Here is a 20,632-nt window from a genome sequence, read left to right on the forward strand (position 1 = left end):
CGCGGGCTATGCTCATGAAAGGGGCTTAGGGGGAGAGGGTATGGATCCGTTATCGGAAGTGCTTGCGCCATTGAACAGCCAGAATGCGTTTTTAGGCGGCCTGAAGGCCGGCGGCGACTGGGCCGTTCATTTTCCTGCGCCGCAGAGCGGGAAATTCAACGCGGTGGTGCGCGGCGGCTGTTGGCTGGCGGCGGAAGGGTTGGCCGAACCGCTGCGGCTGGCGGCCGGCGACTGCTTGCTGCTGACCCGCAGCCTGCCGGTCACTGTCGGCAGCGATCTGTCGCTGCCGGCGCTCGATGCTGACGTACTTTATCTGCAGGCGAAAAATGGTGTGGCGAGCTGCGGCGAGGCGGAGGATTGCCTGTTTATCGGCGGGAGTTTTACCTTCGGTGAGGAAGTGGAGCGGTTGTTGGGGAGTTTACCGGTGTTGATGGTGATCCGAGGCGGCACCGAAGAGGCCGCCGTGTTGCAATGGGCGTTGCAGCGGCTGGCGGACGAGCTGTTAAAGCCTTCGCCGGGTAGCGCGCTGATGACGCATCACCTGGGGCAAATCATGTTGACCCAGGCGCTGCGGATTTACCTGACGGGGGAGGAGGGTGCGGCCTCCGGCTGGCTGCCCGCCTTGTTCGATCCGCGCATCGGCGCCGCGATGCAGGCAGTACACGCCGATCCAGCCCGTCGCTGGACGGTGGCGTCATTGGCCGATGCGGCGAGCGTTTCCCGTTCGACGTTGGCGCTGCGCTTCAAGCAGAAGGCGGGAATGGCGCCGCTTGAGTATGTGTCGCGTTGGCGCATGTTGCTGGCTGCGCGGGCGCTGCGTACCGGTGTTGAACCGGTATCCATCATCGCGCAACGTTTGGGGTACGATTCCGACAGCGCGTTCAGCCATGCTTTCAAGCGCGTGATGGCGTGCTCACCGCGCGATTATCGCCGGGCGCGGGCATAAAAAAAGGCGCCGCATGCGGCGCCTTGGGGATTACTTGGCGATCTTTTTGTACTTGATGCGGTGCGGCTCGAGCGCATCGGCGCCCAGCGTACGCTTCTTGTACTCTTCGTACTCGGTGAAGTTGCCTTCGAAGAATTCCACCTTGCCCTCGTCCTGGTAGTCCAGGATATGGGTGGCGATACGGTCGAGGAACCAACGGTCGTGCGAGATCACCATGGCGCAGCCAGGGAATTCCAGCAGGGCGTTTTCCAGCGCGCGCAGGGTTTCGATATCCAGGTCGTTGGTCGGTTCATCGAGCAGCAGCACGTTGCCGCCAACCTGCAGCAGCTTGGCCAGGTGCAGACGGCCACGCTCACCGCCGGACAGCTCGCCCACGCGTTTACCCTGATCGACGCCCTTGAAGTTGAAGCGGCCGACATAGGCGCGGCTCGGCATCTCGGTGTTGCCGATGCGCATGATGTCCTGCCCGCCGGAGACTTCTTCCCACACGGTTTTCGAACCGTCCATGCTGTCGCGGAACTGATCGACGGACGCCAGCTTGACGGTATCGCCCAGCACGATGCTGCCGGAATCAGGTTGCTCCTGACCGGACATCATGCGGAACAGCGTGGATTTACCCGCGCCGTTCGGGCCGATGATGCCGACGATCGCCCCTTTCGGCACCGAGAACGACAGGTCGTCGATCAGCAGGCGGTCGCCGTAAGACTTGCGCAGGTTGCTGACTTCGACCACTTTATCGCCCAGGCGCGCGCCAGGTGGAATGAACAGTTCGTTGGTTTCGTTACGTTTTTGGTATTCGGTGTTGTTCAGCTCTTCAAAGCGGGCCAGACGGGCCTTGCCTTTGGACTGGCGGCCTTTGGCGCCCTGGCGCACCCACTCCAGCTCTTTCTCGATCGACTTGCGACGAGCGGCTTCGGCGGACGCTTCCTGCGCCAGACGCGCGTCTTTCTGCTCCAGCCAGGACGAGTAGTTGCCTTCCCACGGAATGCCTTCGCCGCGGTCCAGTTCGAGGATCCAGCCGGCCACGTTATCCAGGAAGTATCGGTCGTGGGTGATCGCCACGACGGTGCCTTCGAAGTCGTGCAGGAAGCGTTCCAGCCAGGCCACGGACTCGGCGTCCAGGTGGTTGGTCGGTTCGTCCAGCAGCAGCATGTCCGGCTTTTCGAGCAGCAGGCGGCACAGCGCGACGCGGCGGCGTTCACCCCCGGACAGATGGGCGATTTTGGCGTCCCAGTCCGGCAGGCGCAGCGCATCGGCGGCGCGTTCCAGCTGCGCGTTGAGGTTGTGACCGTCGTGCGCCTGAATGATCTCTTCCAGGCGGCCCTGTTCGGCGGCCAGCTTGTCGAAGTCTGCGCCTTCTTCCGCGTACAGCGCGTACACTTCGTCCAGGCGTTTCAGCGCGCCGACCACTTCCGCCAGCGCTTCTTCCACCGACTCACGCACGGTGTGTTCGAGGTTAAGCTGCGGCTCCTGCGGCAGATAACCGATCTTGATGCCCGGCTGCGGGCGCGCTTCCCCTTCGATATCGGTATCGATGCCGGCCATGATGCGCAGCAGGGTGGACTTACCGGCGCCGTTCAGGCCCAGTACGCCGATTTTTGCCCCAGGGAAGAAGCTCAGGGAGATGTTTTTCAAAATATGACGCTTCGGCGGTACCACTTTGCCGACGCGGTGCATGGTATAGACGTATTGAGCCACGTTGCTCTAAGCCTCTCTATATCAGTATTTATAGGATGTCTGGCGGCATGAGTGTAGCCCGTTTCGATCTTGGATCCCAGACATCGCTCAGCGATCGCTAAGTATAACCGTTTATGCGCCGATAAAGGCGCATATTGGTGGCTTATGGCGTGACGACGATCGCGACGCGGCGGTTTTCCGCGCGGCCGCTGGAGGTGCGGTTGTCGGCGACGGGATCGCGCTTGCCCATGCCGCGGGTTTCGATGTTGGCGCGCGGAATACCGACGCTGGCCAGCAGATCGGCGACCGCATCGGCGCGGCGCAGGGAGAGCTGATCGTTATAGCTGTCTTCGCCGTAGTTGTCGGTATGGCCGTCCAGACGGAACTTGGTGATGCCGACGCTCAGCAGCGCGCGGCCCATCTTCTGCACCGTCTCGGTGCTTTCCGGGTTCAGCTTGCCGATGTTGTTGCCGAACAGCACTTTATCCGACAGGCCGAATTCCCAACCGTTGTCGGTCAGTTTGAAGCCCTGCGATTGCAGCAGCGCAACCTGCTCGGGCGTCAGGCCTTGCGGCTTGCTCTGGCAACCGGCGAGCGCCAGCAGGGCGACGAACGCCATCGTCAGCAGTGAAAAACGACCTTTAAACAGTTGCTGTATCATAGTCAAAATCCCTAGTTCAAGTGTTATAGCCGGGGCTCTTATTTATGTATAGCCAGCCGCCAGCCTCCGTTATAACGATGCTTTGCCTGATACATCGCATCGTCAGCTTCGTGCAAAAGACCCTGAGGCGTCGACGCGTGATCAGGGTACAGCGCAATGCCGATACTCAGAGAGGTAATGATCGTCTCGTCGTTCGGTAAAATAACCGGTTGCGTCATGCAATCGATGATGTTGTCGGCGATCTGCAAGACATCTTCCGTGCTGTGCACCGGCGCCAGCAGCACGGCGAATTCATCTCCTCCCAGGCGTGCGACCAGATCGGTTTCGCGCAGCTGCGCGCGAATGCGTCCGGCAATGGTGGTCAGCACCGCATCGCCCGCGGCGTGACCGTAACTGTCGTTCACTTCCTTGAAGCGATCGCCGTCGATAAACAGCACCGCCAATTTCGCCGGCGGCGCGATATCGCCCAGGGCGCGGCTCAGCCGGCCTTCGAAGAAGGCGCGGTTCGGCAAGCCGGTCAGGCTGTCGTGCGTCGCCCGGTGGGCCAGCGAGTCGTTTTCCTGCTTCAGATGGGCCTGCCAGGCCTCCAGTTCATCGAGCAAGCCATTGAAATCATTGCTGAGCTCATGCAGCTCGGCGATCGGCGCCGAGGGCACCCGCAGGCCGAAGGTGCGATCTCGCCGCACCGCATGCGCCACGTTGGCGATGTCGTCCAACGAACTGACGATGCCGACCAGCATGCGGCGCGACAACACCAGGGCGCACAGGGTACTGAGCACCATGCAGGCGATCATGCCGACCAGCCCGCGCAACAGGAAACGCAACAGGCTGCCGCCGTTGCCGCTCAGCCAGACCTGGCCGACCTGTTTGCCCTCGTGGGAGATAGGCAGGATGACCGGCTCGGGCAGCGCCCAGTGGGCGATAACCTGCTCCATGCCGTGCAGCGGGCCATCTTTGGGCCGATGCCAACTGACCAGCACGTCACCGGCGTTGTTCAGAATTTTGGCCTCCGACACCTCTTCTTTGGCGGCGATCAGCACCATCGCCTCGCGAATGTAGGGGCGATCGCCAAACACCACTGCCGCTTCAACCGTATAGCTGATGGAGCGCGCGATCAGGTGCAGGTTGTGGTTGGCATAGGCGCGCAGCGCGAACAGCGCCACCAGCGTCAGAAAGATGCCGGCGGTGCCGACGGCGATCAACGCCAGCCCAAGATGCACCCGCTGCAGCACCCGGCCCAACGTCGGGCGCGCATTGCCGGAACGGTTTCTACGCAACAGCCTCATAGCGGCGGCGCCTGTTTGCGCGCCAGCTGCAGCACGTTGGGGTGAACGCGCACGCCGCTGCGCGCCAGGGCGTCCAGGTTGACCTTGAAGCCGGCCTGGTCGCCGTTGATCTGCAGGCAAAATGCGCTGCCGGCGGAGCATTCGCTATCGTTCTCGCTGATGCTGAGAATGGAGTTGCCGGAAATGCGCTGCATGAAATTTTGTCTCTGCGCGGCGTTGATGTTCCCTAAATAGATGACATCGCAGCCGGTACTCAGCGTCGGGCTGTCGAACGGCACGCGTTCGGTTTTAATCGGACGCGGCGCGCTGAGCAGGATCGGATCGAACAGCCCCTCGGCATACTGGGTGGGTGCGGTCACGCACAACCGGATCGGATTGGGTTCACGTGACCAGCGGGCGTAGCTGATGATGCCTACCACCACGGTCGTCACGGCGTGCGTGCGCTGTTGATAGGGATCATCGGCGGCGCGCGCAGGCCCGGGCAACGTCAGCAGCGCCAACAAAACGATCAGCAACAGGCGGCCGATATTCAGGCGTGCGGCAAGGAAGCCCGGCACCGGGCTTTTTGCGCAACGCATCGTTATCGCGGTATTACTCGCCATCTTCACCCGCCATTCCGGCCTGATCCACCGCCCGCAGGCCGTGGCCCGACAAGTAAAAATCCGGCCCGCTTGAAGGGACAATCGTTTTGCTGAAAGCTGTCAGTCGCACTGCCTAATGAACACTATCTACCCATAATTGGCGCGGATTGTATTATAAGATGTCTTCGTTGGGCGCTTTATGTGCTGTTTTCTCGGAATTATCCTACTTATTTTTGATAGTATAAAAATGCCCTCTCGGGTTTGCCACCGCTTTTCTGCAAAGTTGGCGCGTTTGGCCAGCTGTCAGGCGATTTGCGCAACGTCGGCGCTATCTCTTAAATGCAATAATGTGATAACTAATAATTAGAAAGTATTTTACTTTTCCAATAAACGCCGTTGCGGCTAATAAAAATCCGGCCGGCGATAATATCCCGCCGCCCTGATTTGTCAGCCAAAGTAAACGTTTTTTACCTGGCTCCGATCATGGCGATACACTTCTTCTTCTACAGTATTGAATGGATGAGCGATTGCGCTGTCTATGGTAGATATCTGCGTCCGGGCCGTGCGCCCGGTTTTATTTTGTTCTGCGGCGCCGTGGCGCGGCGGTTACCGGGGAGCTGGGCGGCTCCCGCGGCACAATCAGTGAGGAAAGAGCGAGGATGGTCAAGGTGGACAAGCGACGGCTGTTGGCGATGGGGCTGTGCCTGACGGCGTTTTCGGGCGCGGCGCTGGCGGATTCTCTGGATGCGCAACGTCAGCGCTACCAGCAGATCAAGCAGGCGTGGGACGGCAATCAGATGGACGTGGTGGCGCAGCTGATGCCGACGCTGCGCGATTACCCGCTTTATCCTTATCTGGAATACCGCGAGCTGACTCAGGATCTGAGTCAGGCGGGGTTCTCCGAAGTGAACGACTTTATCAAACGCAACCCGACGCTGCCGCCGGCGAAATCGCTGGCGCCGCGCTTCGTCAATGAACTGGCGCGGCGCGAAGATTGGCGCACCCTGCTGGCCTTCAGCCCGCAGCCGCCCAAACCGGTGGCGGCGCGCTGCAACTATTACTACGCCAAATGGGCTACCGGCGACCAGCAGGCGGCCTGGAGCGGCGCCGACGAGCTGTGGCTGAATGGCAAAACGCTGCCGGGCGCCTGCGATCGGTTGTTCAGCGTCTGGCGCGGCGCAGGCAAGCAAACGCCGCTCGATATTCTGGCGCGCATGAAGCTGGCGCTGAAAGAGGGCAACAGCTCGCTGGTCAGCAACCTCTACAGCCAACTGCCGGCCGATTACCAAACCATGGGCAACGCTCTGGTGCGCTTGCAAAACGATCCGACCACCGTGGAAGCCTTCGCCCGCAGCGTAGGGCCGACCGACTTTACCCGTGCCGCCACCGGCATCGCTTTTGAACGCCTGGCGCGGCAGGATGTGGAAAACGCGCGGGCGATGATCCCGACGCTCGCACGGCTGCAGAAAATGAGCGACGACGAGCGGCTGGGGCTGGAAGAGGCGGTGGCCTGGCGCCTGATGGGCAGCGACGCTACCTATGAACAGGCGCAGTGGCGCGATCAGGTGATTCTGCGCAGCCGTTCGCCTTCGCTGCTGGAGCGCCGGGTGCGTATGGCGCTGGGCAACGGCGATCGGCAGGGCGTCGCGACCTGGCTGGCTCGCTTGCCGGAAGAATCGCGCAACAAGGATGAGTGGCGCTACTGGCGCGCCAGTCAGCTGATGGACGAAGGCAAACGCGCCGAAGGCGAAGAGATGTTGCGCAACCTGATGACCGAACGCGGCTTCTATCCGATGGTGGCGGCGCAGAAGCTGAACGCAACCTATCCGGTGATGGTGGCGGTGGCGGCCAAGCCGCGCGCGTCGCTGACCGACGGGCCGGAAGTGGCCCGAGTGCGCGAGCTGATGTACTGGAATATGGACAACCTGGCCCGCAGCGAGTGGGGTTCCTATGTCGCCAGCCGCAGCCGGCCTGAACAAGAGGCGCTGGCGCGTTACGCCTTTGAGCAAAAATGGGCCGATCTGAGCGTGCAGGCGACCATCGTCGGCAAGCTGTGGGATCATCTGGAAGAGCGTTTCCCGGTCGCCTGGCCGCAGGAGTTCCGCCGCGCCACCGATGACAAGGGGATCACCAGCAGCTATGCGATGGCGATCGCGCGTCAGGAGAGCGCCTGGAATCCGAAGGCGCAGTCGCCGGTCGGCGCCTCCGGCCTGATGCAGGTCATGCCGCGCACCGCGCAGCATACGGTGCAGATGTACAATATTCCCGGCTATGTCGGGCCGAGCCAATTGTTCGATCCGCAGACCAACATCACCATCGGCACCAGCTATCTGGAGTCGGTCTATCAGCAGTTCGGCCGCAACCGCATTCTGTCGAGCGCCGCTTATAACGCCGGCCCGTCGCGAGTGAACACCTGGCTGGGCAACAGCGCGGGGCGGATCGATCCGGTAGCGTTCATCGAAAGCATTCCGTTCTCGGAAACCCGCGGCTACGTCAAGAACGTGCTGGCTTACGATGCGTTTTACCGCTATCTGACGCACCGGCCGGCCAAGGTGCTGACCGACGCCGAGTGGCAGAGACGTTATTGATTTTGACGGCCGTATGGTATGCTGCTGTACTAGTTAAATAGTATGGTGGCTGCCATGACGCAATTATCGTTAAACGACCCCGCTCTTTCAGAACAAGGCAATGAGGATTGGCTGCGCTTCGTCGCGCTGCTGCAGAATTCGTTTGCGCAAGAACTGCATCAACCGCTGTTGCAATTGATGCTGACGCCGGACGAGCGCACCGCGCTGGGCACCCGGGTGCGGATCATTCAGGAACTGATGCGCGGCGAGATGAGCCAGCGCGAGCTGAAAAATGAACTGGGCGCGGGGATCGCCACCATCACCCGCGGTTCTAACAGCCTGAAAGCGGCTTCACCCGCGCTGAAACAGTGGCTTGAGCAGCAGTTGCTGCACGACGCGCCCTAGCAGACTCTGCGTTATTGCTGATAGATGGCGTTGTGGAACGGCACCAGCGCCAGCAGCAGCGCCTGATGATAAACGCTGGTGCGGCTCAGCCGGCCGTCGGTGAAGACGCCGATGGCGCCGCCCTGGCGCTTCACCTCGGCGTTGCCGGTGATCGTCGCCATTTCGCTGCCCAATTCGCGGCCTTCGCGAATACCTTGTAAGATGACTTCCGGCAGCATCAGGCTCGCCGAGCGGGATTCGCCGCGGATGGACGGGTTCTCGATGGTCATCCAGGCGAAGGTCATATTCTCTTCAATCCCGGCTTCCACGCCGACCCAAAAATCGGCCTCGGGCCTGACCTGGCGCGCTTCCATCACGCGTTGACGCGCACCGGTGCGCGTTTCGTGATTGCCTATCGGCTGCAGCGAAACGCCGCTGGCGACGTCGACGGGTTCAATGCGGTATTGGCCTGCGCCGAAGACGTCATCGAAGGCCAATTGAATAGCCTTGATCTTTGCCGGGTTGGTAGTTGCAGCGACAACATGGTACATAACGGGTTTGATATCCTTCTGGCCGATACGCCGGGCAGCGGCAAAAGCGCCGCCGGGCCGGGGATAAACGCAAATTTCACGCAGTATAACGGAAAACAAAAATGTTACAGGTATACCTCGTTCGCCACGGCGAAACGGAATGGAACGCGGCTCGCCGCATCCAGGGTCAGTCCGACAGCCCGTTAACCGCCATGGGGGAACACCAGGCCCGTCTGGTCGCCAGGCGCGTCAGCAAAGAAGGCATTACGCATATCATTACCAGCGACCTGGGGCGCACGCGCCGCACCGCGCAGATCATCGCCGAAGCCTGTGGCTGCGAAGTGATTGGCGATCCGCGTTTGCGTGAGCTGCACATGGGGGTTCTGGAAGAACGCCTGATCGACAGTTTGACGCCGCAGGAAGAACAGTGGCGCAAACAGATGGTCGATGGTACTCCTGACGGCCGTATCCCTCAAGGCGAATCCATGGAGGAGCTGGGCGAGCGCATGCGCGCCGCGCTGGAGAGCTGCCTGATGCTGCCGGAGGGCAGCAAGCCGCTGCTCGTCAGCCATGGCATCGCGTTGGGGTGTTTGATCAGTACGGTGCTCGGGCTGCCGGCCTATGCGGAACGCCGCCTGCGCTTGCGCAACTGCTCACTGTCGCGCGTCGATCACCAGCAGAGCCCGTGGCTGGCTTCCGGCTGGATCGTCGAAACGGCGGGCGATGTCACGCATCTGGACATGCCCGCGTTGGACGAACTGCAGCGTTAACGTCGAATCGGGATCAGGTAATCGCACTTGATCTCGGTAGGCGCCTGATGCGGACGGCGCTCGCCTTTCGGGTAGAAGCGCTCGATGTCGTGCCCTTTGCGGCGCGTCAGTTTGAGCTCCGGCAGGCAAGTGCCGTAGACCGTCAGGATAAAGTCCTGCAGGCCTCCGATGGGCCCTTCATAGCTGAACATTGCAAATTCGCCGCCCGGCAGCACCAGCGGTTGAACTTCCTGCACTTTATCAGGCACCTGATCCGGCTCCAGCGCCGTGGTGTACAGCACTTCCTGTTCGTCGTCCTTCTCCTGGCTCGGACGCGAGTGGTGCAACCCGTACAGCACCGGCGGCAAGGTTTCGACTTCGCCGAGGAACTGGCGCCAGAACTGCGAGCGCAGCTCGGTGCGCACGGTGGTGATCTGTTCCAGCGTGCAGGAGTAGCTTTGGGTCAGGCCGACCAGATGCTTATCCGGCAACGAGAGGAACTCGGGCTGCGGCAGAGTGAAGGCCCCCAGACGGATCGGCGGACAGATGCCGAACGCGTTCCAGTCTTCGGCGCGGCGGTACAGCGCCGGCGTTTGCGCAAACTGTTTCTTGAAGGCGCGCGTGAAGGTCTGCTGCGAGTCGAAGCGATATTGCAGAGCGATATCCAAAATCGGCCGGCTGGTCAGGCGCAGCGCGACGGCGGCCTTGGACAGCCTTCTTGCCCGGATGTAAGCACCGATGGCATTACCGGTAATATCTTTGAACATCCGTTGCAGGTGCCATTTGGAGTAGCCGGCCTTGGCCGCCACGTTATCCAGCGACAAGGGTTGGTCCAAATGGCTTTCCAGCCAGCTAAGCAGATCACGAATGATACCGGCTTGATCCATAGATCTTCCTCGTAAAGCTTGGGGGTAGGAACCCGAACTGTTGATTCGTCACGCTGGTGCTGCGCTATCAGACCGATCCATGAGCCATTATGCGTTGCACTCTTTGCCTCTGCTGCGCATGCCGCGCCAGAGTTGGATTGGGGTACACCGTAGTGGGCGCAAAGAAATAACGACGCCGCATCATAGCAATTTTTTTCCTCCGCGACTCTCAAAGATTTTTGTCACGCTCTGTGCTAAAACGGACGGTGCGGACCCGTAAAAACCCGATTCCGTGAGCTTAGACATAAATAATGGTGATCGCCGAGCCCATTTTCGCGGCAAGGTTATATCGGAGTTAAGTAAATGAAAAAAAGCTGGATATTTTTATTCGGTTTGGTTTGCGCAACCGTGGGAAGCGCACAGGCGGAGCAAGTGGGTTCCGTTGATACGGTGTTTAAATTGTTGGGGCCGGACCACAAAATCGTGGTCGAAGCGTTCGACGATCCGGATGTTAAAAATGTAACTTGTTATATCAGCCGCGCCAAAACCGGCGGCATCAAAGGCGGGCTGGGGCTGGCGGAAGATACCGCCGACGCGGCCATTTCCTGCCAGCAGGTCGGGCCTATCGAGCTGAGCGACAAGATCAAAAACGGCAAGGCGGAAGGCGATGTGGTGTTCCAGAAACGCACGTCGCTGGTGTTCAAGAAGCTGCAGGTGGTGCGCTTCTACGACGCCAAACGCAATTCGCTGATCTACCTGAGCTACTCCGACAAGGTGATCGACGGCTCGCCGAAGAATGCGCTGAGCGCGGTGCCGATCATGCCGTGGGCTGAGGCAAAATAAAAAAACGGGGTTCAGCATGCTGAACCCCGTTTTCATGACGGCAGGCTGGAGTTACTCTTCCAGATCGCCGCAGAAGCGGTAGCCTTCGCCGTGGATGGTGGCGATGATTTCCGGCGTGTCCGGCGTCGATTCGAAGTGCTTGCGAATGCGACGGATGGTGACGTCCACGGTGCGGTCATGCGGCTTCAGCTCGCGGCCGGTCATCTTCTTCAGCAGTTCGCCGCGGGACTGGATCTTGCCCGGGTTTTCGCAGAAGTGCAGCATGGCGCGGAATTCGCTGCGCGGCAGCTTGTACTGTTCGCCGGCCGGGCTGATCAAAGAGCGGCTGTTGATGTCCAGCTCCCACCCGTTGAACTTGTAGCTCTCGACCAGGCGGCGCTCTTCGCCGAGGCTGCCCAGATTCATGGTGCGCGACAGCAGGTTGCGCGCGCGGATGGTCAGCTCACGCGGGTTGAACGGTTTGGTGATGTAATCGTCGGCGCCGATTTCCAGGCCGAGGATTTTATCCACCTCGTTATCGCGGCCGGTCAGGAACATCAAGGCGACACTGGCCTGTTCACGCAGTTCGCGCGCCAACAGCAGGCCGTTTTTGCCTGGCAGATTGATGTCCATGATGACCAGATTGATATCATTTTCAGACAGGATATTGTGCATCTCTGCACCATCATTGGCTTCATGAACAATGTAGCCTTCCGCCTCGAAAATGCTCTTCAGGGTGTTACGAGTGACTAACTCGTCTTCGACAATCAGAATGTGCGGGGTCTGCATATTTGCTACCTAAAATTGCCAACAAAATAGAAAATAGGAAGTACAGAAGTCTCTGTTTTCTTAGAGGAGGGCAGAGATAGCGCCACGTTCCCTCTCAGCAAATGACTAAAGTACGTAAACTCGTTCTTGATGCACTTTCCATCTCATGTCAACAAGATCGCTAGCCTGGTGGGGATGCCGTTCCCTACAACCCCTTGGGTGCCAAAACGGCGCATATCCTAACCCCATTAACAGCAATATAACAGCGCGTGCCGAATTCATCACCCAACAAAACTACGCTTTGTTGACATATATCAAATTCAATTGTAGCACGTTAACAGATTTGTGAAAAACACTTACAGAAATGCCAGTTTAAGTCACAGAACCTCAAATTCTGTGAACGATTCAGCATTATCCGGCCCGATAGGATACAATTATTCGCTTATTGTTCATCGCGTTGTTTTAACTCATTGATAAATAAATGCAGTAAAACATAAGCATGAATAATGACTATTACGACAGGTTTATTAGCTCAACGAGCCGTTTAATCTTGTTTGTTGCTATTAACGCGTTTATTGTTACGCAATTGTAAATACATGCGGGCGCTGCGCTATCGTCAAAAATGCAGGCTCGCCTTCGGTGGAAGAGTGATGCAGCTTCATATTGTTCTAGTGGCTCCGGCGCGGCCGGAAAACGTCGGCGCGGCGGCGCGCGCGATGAAAACCATGGGTTTCGCTTCGTTGCGCATTGTCGACAGCGAGGCGCATCTGCAGCCGGTGGCGCGCTGGGTGGCACATGGGGCCGGCGAGATCCTCGACGGCGTGCAAACGTTCGCCACGCTGGAACAGGCGCTGGCGGATGTGGATTTTACCGTCGCCACCACCGCCCGCAGTCGCGCGCGTTTTCACTACTACTGCACGCCGCCTGAGCTGCTGGAACAGCTGAGTGAGCGTAAGCAGTGGGTCGGCCAGGCCGCGCTGGTATTCGGCCGCGAGGATTCCGGCCTGACCAACGAAGAGCTGGCGCTGGCGGATTTGCTGACCGGCGTGCCGATGCAGGCGGATTATCCGTCGCTCAATCTGGGCCAGGCGGTGATGGTGTACTGCTACCAGTTGGCGAGCCTGATGGGCGTCAACGCCGCGCCGCAGGAGGCTGCGGCGCCTGAAGGGCAACTCAGGGCGTTGCGCCGCCGCGCCGATGCTTTGTTGGATGCCCTGGAGGTCGGCGATGACCAAAAATTGCGCGACTGGCTGCACCAGCGCCTCGGTGCGTTGCCGCAGCGAGATACGGCGATGCTGCATACGCTGCTGCACGACATCGAAAAAAAACTCGCCAAGTGATAGCGGTTCTAGCAGGCGGTTACTCAGTGTGATCCACTATTAAACCGGCTTTAGGTTGTTTTTTTGTTCTGTCATTTTGCTTTTCACCTGTTGCATCGCGCATTACCGTCGCTGAACGGAAAATAAGCAAAAAAAAGAAATCGTTTGACTTGGGATAGCGATTGCTTTAACCAATAGAGGGGACAGAGTATTTCATGAGACAGACAGACAACATGCGCAATATCAGCCTGACTACCACAATTATTACCACCACCGATACCACAGGTAACGGGGCGGGCTGACGCGCACAGGAAACACAGAAAAAAGCCCGCACCTAATCAGTGCGGGCTTTTTTTTCGGTCTTAAATTCGGAGAGATCACAAATGCGAGTGCTGAAATTTGGCGGAACCTCGGTAGCGAATGCGGAACGTTTTCTGCGCGTCGCCGACATCATGGAGAGTAACGCGCGTCAGGGACAGGTAGCCACGGTCTTGTCCGCCCCCGCAAAGATCACCAACCATCTGGTGGCGATGATCGACAAAACGGTGGCGGGCCAGGACATTCTGCCGAATATGAGCGACGCCGAGCGGATCTTTGCCGACCTGCTGAGCGGGCTGGCGCAGGCGCTGCCGGGCTTTGAATACGATCGTTTGAAAGGCGTGGTCGATCAGGAATTCGCGCAGCTCAAACAGGTGCTGCATGGCGTCTCGCTGCTGGGGCAGTGCCCGGACAGCGTGAACGCGGCGATCATCTGCCGTGGCGAAAAGCTCTCCATCGCCATCATGGAAGGGGTGTTCCGCGCCAAGGGTTATCCGGTCACGGTGATTAACCCGGTGGAGAAACTGCTGGCGCAGGGCCACTACCTGGAGTCCACCGTGGACATCGCCGAGTCTACGCTGCGCATCGCCGCCGCGGCGATCCCGGCCGATCACATCGTGCTGATGGCCGGTTTCACCGCCGGTAATGACAAGGGCGAGCTGGTGGTGCTGGGCCGCAACGGCTCCGACTATTCCGCCGCGGTGCTGGCCGCCTGCCTGCGCGCCGACTGTTGCGAGATCTGGACCGACGTCGACGGCGTTTATACCTGCGATCCGCGCACCGTGCCGGACGCCAGGTTACTGAAATCGATGTCGTACCAGGAAGCGATGGAGCTTTCCTATTTCGGCGCCAAAGTATTACACCCCCGCACCATCACTCCGATTGCCCAGTTCCAAATCCCTTGCCTGATTAAAAACACCTCCAACCCGCAGGCCCCCGGCACGCTGATCGGCAAAGACAGCACCGATGCCGATATGCCGGTGAAGGGCATCACCAACCTGAACAACATGGCGATGATCAACGTCTCCGGCCCGGGCATGAAAGGCATGGTCGGCATGGCCGCACGGGTGTTCGCCGTGATGTCGCGCGCCGGCATTTCGGTGGTGCTGATCACCCAATCCTCTTCCGAATACAGCATCAGCTTCTGTGTGCCGCAGGGTGAACTGCAGCGTGCTCGTCGCGCGCTGGAAGAGGAGTTCTATCTGGAGCTGAAAGACGGCGTGCTGGATCCGCTGGACGTGATGGAACGCCTGGCGATCATCTCGGTGGTCGGCGACGGCATGCGCACCCTGCGCGGCATTTCCGCACGCTTCTTCTCCGCGCTGGCGCGCGCCAACATCAATATCGTCGCCATCGCCCAAGGGTCTTCCGAACGTTCCATTTCGGTGGTGGTCAGCAATGATTCCGCCACCACCGGCGTGCGCGTCAGCCACCAGATGCTGTTCAACACCGATCAGGTGATCGAAGTGTTCGTCATCGGCGTCGGCGGCGTCGGCGGGGCGCTGATCGAGCAGATCTATCGCCAGCAGCCGTGGCTGAAGCAAAAACATATCGATCTGCGGGTGTGCGGCATCGCCAACTCGCGCGTGATGCTGACCAATGTGCACGGCATCCCGCTGGACAGCTGGCGCGACGCGCTGGCCGGCGCGCAGGAGCCGTTCAATCTCGGTCGTCTGATCCGGCTGGTGAAGGAATATCACCTGCTGAACCCGGTGATCGTCGACTGTACCTCCAGTCAGGCGGTGGCCGATCAGTACGTGGACTTCCTGGCGGACGGCTTCCATGTGGTGACGCCGAACAAAAAGGCCAACACCTCGTCGATGAACTATTATCAGCAGCTGCGCGCGGCCGCCGCCGGTTCGCATCGCAAGTTCCTGTACGACACCAACGTCGGCGCCGGTCTGCCGGTGATTGAGAACCTGCAAAATCTGCTGAACGCCGGTGATGAACTGGTGCGTTTCTCCGGCATCCTGTCCGGCTCGCTGTCCTTTATCTTCGGCAAGCTGGACGAAGGGCTGTCGCTGTCGGCGGCGACCCTGCAGGCCCGGGCCAACGGCTACACCGAGCCGGATCCGCGCGACGATCTGTCCGGGATGGACGTGGCGCGCAAGCTGCTGATCCTGGCGCGCGAAGCCGGTTATAAACTGGAACTGAGCAATATCGAGGTCGAGCCGGTGCTGCCGCCGTCCTTCGACGCGTCGGGCGACGTGGACACCTTCCTGGCGCGGTTGCCGGAGCTGGATAAAGAGTTCGCGCGCAACGTGGCCAACGCTGCCGAGCAAGGCAAGGTGCTGCGCTATGTCGGCCTGATCGACGAAGGGCGCTGCAAGGTGCGCATTGAGGCGGTGGATGGCAACGATCCGTTGTATAAAGTGAAGAACGGCGAGAACGCGCTGGCCTTCTACAGCCGCTACTATCAGCCGTTGCCGCTGGTGCTGCGCGGCTACGGCGCCGGTAACGATGTGACTGCAGCGGGCGTATTCGCCGATCTGCTGCGCACACTGTCATGGAAGTTGGGAGTTTAATATGGTTAAGGTGTATGCACCGGCCTCGATCGGCAACGTCAGCGTCGGTTTCGACGTGCTGGGCGCGGCGGTTTCGCCGATCGACGGCACGCTGCTGGGCGACTGCGTCAGCGTCGAAGCCGCCGAGACGTTCAGTTTGCAGAATGCCGGGCGCTTCGTCAGTAAGCTGCCGGCCGAGCCGAAAGAGAACATCGTTTATCAATGCTGGGAGCGCTTCTGCCAGGAGATCGGCCGCGAAGTGCCGGTGGCGATGCGTTTGGAAAAGAACATGCCGATCGGATCGGGGCTGGGTTCCAGCGCCTGTTCGGTGGTCGCCGGGCTGATGGCGATGAACGAATTCTGCGATCGTCCGTTGGATAAGACGACGCTGCTCAGCCTGATGGGCGAGCTGGAAGGGCGCATTTCCGGCAGCGTGCATTACGACAACGTGGCGCCTTGCTATCTGGGCGGCCTGCAGCTGATGCTGGAAGAAGAAGGCATTATCAGCCAGGAGGTGCCGTGCTTTGACGATTGGCTGTGGGTTATGGCCTATCCGGGCATCAAAGTGTCCACCGCCGAAGCGCGCGCCATTTTACCCGCGCAATACCGTCGTCAGGATTGCATCAGCCATGGCCGCTATCTGGCCGGCTTTATTCACGCCTGCCATACCCGGCAGCCGCAGCTGGCCGCCAAATTGATGCAGGACGTGATCGCCGAACCGTACCGCACCCGGCTGCTGCCGGGCTTCGCCGAAGCGCGCAAGGCGGCGCAGGAGATCGGCGCGTTGGCCTGCGGCATCTCCGGCTCTGGCCCGACGCTGTTCGCCGTCTGCAACGACGGCGCCACCGCGCAACGCATGGCCGCCTGGCTGCAACAACACTATCTGCAAAACGACGAAGGTTTTGTTCATATTTGCCGTCTGGATACCGCAGGCGCTCGACTACTGGGATAACGCATGAAACTGTACAACCTTAAGGATCACAACGAGCAAGTCAGCTTCGCGCAGGCGATCAAACAAGGCCTGGGCAAGCAACAGGGGCTGTTCTTCCCGCTGGAGCTGCCGGAGTTCGAACTGACCGAAATCGACCACCTGCTGGAGCAGGATTTTGTCACCCGCAGCAGCCGCATTCTGTCGGCCTTTATCGGCGAAGAGGTGCCGGAAGCGGCGCTGAAGAAACGCGTGCAGGCCGCCTTTGAGTTCCCGGCGCCGGTGGCGAAAGTGACCGATGACGTCTCCTGCCTGGAGCTGTTCCACGGCCCGACGCTGGCGTTCAAAGACTTCGGCGGCCGCTTTATGGCGCAGATGCTGGCGGAAGTGGCCGGCGAGCAGCCGGTGACCATTCTGACCGCCACCTCCGGCGACACCGGCGCCGCCGTGGCGCACGCCTTCTACGGCCTGAAAAACGTGCGGGTGGTGATCCTGTATCCGCAGGGCAAAATCAGCCCGCTGCAGGAAAAGCTGTTCTGCACCCTGGGCGGCAACATTCACACCGTGGCGATCGACGGCGACTTCGATGCTTGTCAGGCGCTGGTGAAGCAGGCGTTCGACGATCAGGAATTGAAAGACGCGCTGCACCTGAACTCGGCCAACTCGATTAACATCAGCCGTTTGCTGGCGCAGATTTGCTACTACTTCGAAGCGGTGGCGCAGCTGCCGCAGGAAGCGCGCAATCAGCTGGTGATTTCGGTGCCGAGCGGCAACTTCGGCGATCTGACCGCCGGGCTGCTGGCCAAATCGCTGGGCCTGCCGGTGAAGCGCTTCATCGCCGCCACCAACGCCAACGACACCGTGCCGCGCTTCCTGACCAGCGGCCAGTGGCAGCCGCACGCTACGGTCGCGACGCTGTCCAACGCCATGGACGTCAGCCAGCCGAACAACTGGCCGCGCGTGGAAGAGCTGTTCCGTCGCAAGGTCTGGCAGTTGAAGGAGCTGGGTCACGCGGCGGTCAGCGACGAGACCACCAAAGACACGATGCGTGAGCTGGCCGAGCTGGGCTATATCTCCGAACCGCACGCGGCCATCGCCTACCGTGCGCTGCGTGACCAATTGCAGGAAGGGGAGTTCGGCCTGTTCCTCGGCACCGCGCATCCGGCCAAGTTTAAAGAGAGTGTGGAAGCGATACTCGGCCAGGAACTGCCGTTGCCGAAAGCGCTGGCGCTGCGGGCTGAGCTGCCGCTGCTGTCGCACACGCTGCCGGCCAACTTCGGCGAACTGCGCAAGTTCCTGATGGGGCTGCCGGCCTGAAGTTCGGCAGGGTAAAATGCGAAAAGCCGTCTTGCGACGGCTTTTTTTTATGCCTGCTCCGGGCGTTTGAACACCAGTTCATTGCCTTGCGAGGCGGCTTCGTCGAAGGCGTAGCCTTCCAGGTTGAAGTCCGCCAGCTGCTCGCTGCGCGTCAGGCGGTTTTTGATGATAAAGCGGCTCATCAACCCGCGCGCTTTCTTGGCGTAGAAGCTGATGACCTTGAACTTGCCGTTCTTCTCGTCGAGGAACACCGGTTTGATCAGCGAGCCGTGCAGCTTGGCCGGCTTCACCGCTTTGAAATACTCGTCTGACGCCAGGTTGACCACCACGTCGTCGCCCTGTTGCTCCAGCGCTTCGTTGAGCTTTTTGGTGATCTGATCGCCCCAGAAGCTGTACAGATCTTTGCCCTTCGGGTTTTCCAGCTTGATGCCCATCTCCAGCCGGTACGGCATCATCAGATCGAGCGGGCGCAGTACGCCATACAGGCCGGACAGCATGCGCAGATGCTGCTGGGCGAAGTCGAAATCGTCTTCGTTGAAGTCCTGCGCCTGCAGGCCGGTATATACGTCGCCCTTGAACGCCAGCAGCGCCTGACGGGCGTTGTCCGGGGTAAATGTCGGTTGCCATTCGCTAAAGCGCGCGGCGTTCAGCCCGGCCAGCTTGTCGCTGATGCTCATCAGGCTGGCGATTTGCGCCGGCGTCAGCTCGCGGCAAATGTTGATAAGCTGCTTAGACTTGCTCAGCAGTTCGGGCTGCGTGAAGCGTTTTGTCGCCAGCGGGCTGTCGTAATCGAGCGTTTTTGCAGGTGAAATAATAACGAGCATGGCCAGATCCTGTTTATCCAAGTGCGCATACTGTAGCAAAAAGCGCGGGAAAAAGGGGCTATCGGTCCAATAGGCGGGGCGCGCATCGCACGCGCCCCGGAATACTCAGCGCGGCGGCTGCTTGTCGTCCCACACGCCCGGCTCCAGCTGCGATTTCAGCTCCGGATAACGGTTGGCGTCGAAGGTCGGCAGCTTGCCCAGGCGGCGCTGGCGATGGTAGTCGTCAGCCAGCTTCAGCGCGACCCGGGACAGCAGCAAGATAGCCGTCAGGTTGGTGATCGCCATCAGCGCCATGGAGGTATCCGCCATTTTCCACACCAGCGGCAGCTCCGCCAGCGCGCCGAACATCACCATGCCCAGCGCCACGCAGCGGAAAATCAACAGGCCGCCTGGGTGGTTGTGCTCGAGGAACACCAGATTGCTCTCGGCATAGGCGTAGTTGGCGATGATCGACGTAAAGGCGAAGAAGAAGATGGCGATGGCGACGAACGGAGTCCCCCAACTGCCGACGGCGGTCGACAGCGCGCGCTGGGTCAGATCGATGCCGCTGATGCTGTCGGTCGGCTGATCGAGAATGCCGGAAGAGAGGATGATCGCCGCGGTGGCGCTGCAGATGACGATGGTGTCGATAAATACCCCGAGCATCTGCACGTAGCCCTGTGAAGCGGGATGCGGCGGATAAGGCGAGGCGGACGCCGCCGCGTTGGGCGCCGATCCCATGCCGGCTTCATTGGAGAACAGGCCGCGCTGCACGCCCTGGGTCATCGCCTGGGAGATACCGTAACCGACGGCGCCGGCCGCGGCTTCCTGCAGGCCGAAGGCGCTTTTGAAGATCAGCGTCAGGATCGCCGGCATGTGCTCGATGTTATGGCCAATCACCCAGAGAGCCAGCAGCAGGTAGGCGCCGGCCATCAGCGGCACCACCAGCTCGGCCACTTTGGCGATGGAGCGGATGCCGCCGAAGATCACCACGCCGCTCAGCAGCACCAGGCCAATACCGACGTGCAGCGGCTGTAAATGGAAGGCGACGGCGGAGGCCTGCGCGATGGAGTTGGCCTGTACGGCGTTGAACACCAGGCCGAAAGCGATGATCAGGAAAATGGAGAACAGCACGCCCATCCAGCGCATGCCGAGTCCCTTTTCCATGTAATAGGCCGGGCCGCCGCGGTAGTTGCCGTTGTCGTCTTTGGTTTTGTAGAGCTGAGCCAGCGAGCTTTCCACAAATGACGTGGCCATGCCGATAAACGCCACCACCCACATCCAGAAGATGGCGCCGGGGCCGCCGGCGGTCAGGGCGATGGCGACGCCGGTCAGGTTGCCGGTGCCGACGCGCGCCGCCAGCGTGGTGCACAGCGCCTGGAAAGAGGAGATGCCGGCGCTGTCGCTTTTATTACTGTTTTTCAACACCGAGAACATGTGGCTGAAGTGGCGGAGCTGGATAAAACGGGTGCGCAGCGTGAAGTAAATGCCGGTGCCGAGCAGCAGATAAATCAGCACCGACCCCCACAAAATGTTGTTTATAAAATTCATCAGGTCCGTCAAGGGATCCCTCCTCCTTATCGTAATGTCATGCGCACCTGGCAGC

At 60.2% G+C, this 20,632-nt stretch carries 19 protein-coding genes and 1 other annotated feature; of the genes, 10 read left to right on the forward strand and 9 right to left on the reverse strand.

The features are described from left to right. Nucleotides 1–40 precede the first annotated feature (40 nt). Nucleotides 41–946, forward strand: a complete 906-nt coding sequence (locus tag SERRSCBI_RS03070; RefSeq protein ID WP_042783660.1) for an AraC family transcriptional regulator — start codon at nucleotides 41–43, stop codon at nucleotides 944–946. Between the two features lie 30 nt (nucleotides 947–976). On the opposite strand, the gene ettA is transcribed toward SERRSCBI_RS03070, so the two are convergent. The 4 genes from ettA to SERRSCBI_RS03090 all read right to left on the reverse strand — a co-directional run bounded on the left by ettA (nucleotide 977) and on the right by SERRSCBI_RS03090 (nucleotide 5,178). Further along, the gene (gene ettA / locus SERRSCBI_RS03075) at nucleotides 977–2,644 is read right to left on the reverse strand and encodes an energy-dependent translational throttle protein EttA (RefSeq protein WP_025159620.1); all 1,668 of its coding nucleotides are present in this window, start codon (nucleotides 2,642–2,644) and stop codon (nucleotides 977–979) included. A 142-nt stretch (nucleotides 2,645–2,786) separates the two neighbouring features. After that, nucleotides 2,787–3,284, reverse strand: coding sequence for an OmpA family protein (locus SERRSCBI_RS03080; RefSeq protein ID WP_033641803.1), 498 nt, complete (start codon nucleotides 3,282–3,284; stop codon nucleotides 2,787–2,789). 38 nt (nucleotides 3,285–3,322) lie between these two features. Further along, nucleotides 3,323–4,570: a diguanylate cyclase domain-containing protein gene (locus tag SERRSCBI_RS03085; RefSeq protein WP_033641804.1), complete on the reverse strand. Its 1,248-nt coding sequence runs from the start codon at nucleotides 4,568–4,570 to the stop codon at nucleotides 3,323–3,325. Then, nucleotides 4,567–5,178 carry a YfiR family protein gene (locus SERRSCBI_RS03090; RefSeq protein WP_033651698.1) on the reverse strand — a complete coding sequence of 204 codons (612 nt, stop codon included), beginning with the start codon at nucleotides 5,176–5,178 and terminating at the stop codon, nucleotides 4,567–4,569. Before SERRSCBI_RS03090 ends, SERRSCBI_RS03085 begins: the two co-directional genes overlap by 4 nt. Before the next feature lie 632 nt (nucleotides 5,179–5,810). On the opposite strand from SERRSCBI_RS03090, the gene sltY reads away from it, so the two are divergent. Continuing rightward, the gene (gene sltY / locus SERRSCBI_RS03095; RefSeq protein WP_042783661.1) at nucleotides 5,811–7,739 is read left to right on the forward strand and encodes a murein transglycosylase; all 1,929 of its coding nucleotides are present in this window, start codon (nucleotides 5,811–5,813) and stop codon (nucleotides 7,737–7,739) included. A gap of 54 nt (nucleotides 7,740–7,793) precedes the next feature. Beyond that, nucleotides 7,794–8,123, forward strand: coding sequence for a trp operon repressor (trpR, locus tag SERRSCBI_RS03100; protein WP_016929152.1), 330 nt, complete (start codon nucleotides 7,794–7,796; stop codon nucleotides 8,121–8,123). An 11-nt stretch (nucleotides 8,124–8,134) separates the two neighbouring features. Here trpR and yjjX read toward each other — a convergent pair whose 3' ends face one another. Further along, nucleotides 8,135–8,653, reverse strand: coding sequence for an inosine/xanthosine triphosphatase (yjjX, locus tag SERRSCBI_RS03105; protein ID WP_033641807.1), 519 nt, complete (start codon nucleotides 8,651–8,653; stop codon nucleotides 8,135–8,137). Between the two features lie 101 nt (nucleotides 8,654–8,754). Between yjjX and gpmB the strand changes: the two genes are divergently transcribed. Then, the gene (gpmB, locus tag SERRSCBI_RS03110; protein WP_025305227.1) at nucleotides 8,755–9,402 is read left to right on the forward strand and encodes a 2,3-diphosphoglycerate-dependent phosphoglycerate mutase GpmB; all 648 of its coding nucleotides are present in this window, start codon (nucleotides 8,755–8,757) and stop codon (nucleotides 9,400–9,402) included. Here gpmB and robA read toward each other — a convergent pair. Further along, entirely contained in the window at nucleotides 9,399–10,268 is an 870-nt protein-coding gene (gene robA / locus SERRSCBI_RS03115) for an MDR efflux pump AcrAB transcriptional activator RobA (RefSeq protein ID WP_033641808.1), read from the reverse strand. The two genes, gpmB and robA, sit on opposite strands and share 4 nt — an antisense overlap. 342 nt (nucleotides 10,269–10,610) lie before the next feature. On the opposite strand from robA, the gene creA reads away from it, so the two are divergent. Continuing rightward, nucleotides 10,611–11,090: a protein CreA gene (gene creA / locus SERRSCBI_RS03120; protein ID WP_033641809.1), complete on the forward strand. Its 480-nt coding sequence runs from the start codon at nucleotides 10,611–10,613 to the stop codon at nucleotides 11,088–11,090. Nucleotides 11,091–11,141: 51 nt separating this feature from the next. On the opposite strand, the gene arcA is transcribed toward creA, so the two are convergent. Next, nucleotides 11,142–11,858, reverse strand: coding sequence for a two-component system response regulator ArcA (gene arcA / locus SERRSCBI_RS03125; protein WP_004933003.1), 717 nt, complete (start codon nucleotides 11,856–11,858; stop codon nucleotides 11,142–11,144). Nucleotides 11,859–12,487: 629 nt separating this feature from the next. Here arcA and SERRSCBI_RS03130 point away from each other — a divergent pair. From SERRSCBI_RS03130 to thrC, 5 genes are all read left to right on the forward strand, one after another. Next, nucleotides 12,488–13,177: a tRNA/rRNA methyltransferase gene (locus SERRSCBI_RS03130; protein ID WP_042783662.1), complete on the forward strand. Its 690-nt coding sequence runs from the start codon at nucleotides 12,488–12,490 to the stop codon at nucleotides 13,175–13,177. A gap of 212 nt (nucleotides 13,178–13,389) precedes the next feature. After that, nucleotides 13,390–13,458 carry a thr operon leader peptide gene (gene thrL, locus SERRSCBI_RS23935; protein WP_099785730.1) on the forward strand — a complete coding sequence of 23 codons (69 nt, stop codon included), beginning with the start codon at nucleotides 13,390–13,392 and terminating at the stop codon, nucleotides 13,456–13,458. Then, nucleotides 13,397–13,514 (forward strand) — a sequence feature (Thr leader region). It overlaps the preceding gene by 62 nt. 25 nt (nucleotides 13,515–13,539) lie before the next feature. Further along, complete coding sequence (gene thrA, locus SERRSCBI_RS03135) at nucleotides 13,540–15,999, forward strand: bifunctional aspartate kinase/homoserine dehydrogenase I (RefSeq protein ID WP_042783663.1); 2,460 nt, start codon at nucleotides 13,540–13,542, stop codon at nucleotides 15,997–15,999. A 1-nt stretch (nucleotide 16,000) separates the two neighbouring features. Next, the gene (gene thrB / locus SERRSCBI_RS03140) at nucleotides 16,001–16,930 is read left to right on the forward strand and encodes a homoserine kinase (RefSeq protein ID WP_042783664.1); all 930 of its coding nucleotides are present in this window, start codon (nucleotides 16,001–16,003) and stop codon (nucleotides 16,928–16,930) included. A 3-nt stretch (nucleotides 16,931–16,933) separates the two neighbouring features. Then, nucleotides 16,934–18,223 (forward strand): threonine synthase, encoded by a 1,290-nt coding sequence (gene thrC / locus SERRSCBI_RS03145; protein ID WP_033641812.1) that lies wholly within the window; start codon nucleotides 16,934–16,936, stop codon nucleotides 18,221–18,223. Nucleotides 18,224–18,270: 47 nt separating this feature from the next. Here the strand turns inward: thrC and yaaA are convergent, their stop codons facing one another. Next, nucleotides 18,271–19,047, reverse strand: coding sequence for a peroxide stress protein YaaA (gene yaaA, locus SERRSCBI_RS03150; RefSeq protein WP_042785638.1), 777 nt, complete (start codon nucleotides 19,045–19,047; stop codon nucleotides 18,271–18,273). A gap of 105 nt (nucleotides 19,048–19,152) precedes the next feature. Then, nucleotides 19,153–20,589, reverse strand: coding sequence for a sodium:alanine symporter family protein (locus SERRSCBI_RS03155; RefSeq protein WP_004932985.1), 1,437 nt, complete (start codon nucleotides 20,587–20,589; stop codon nucleotides 19,153–19,155). Nucleotides 20,590–20,632 lie beyond the last annotated feature (43 nt).

The organism is Serratia sp. SCBI, from assembly GCF_000747565.1.
Taxonomy (GTDB): Bacteria; Pseudomonadota; Gammaproteobacteria; order Enterobacterales; family Enterobacteriaceae; genus Serratia; species Serratia ureilytica.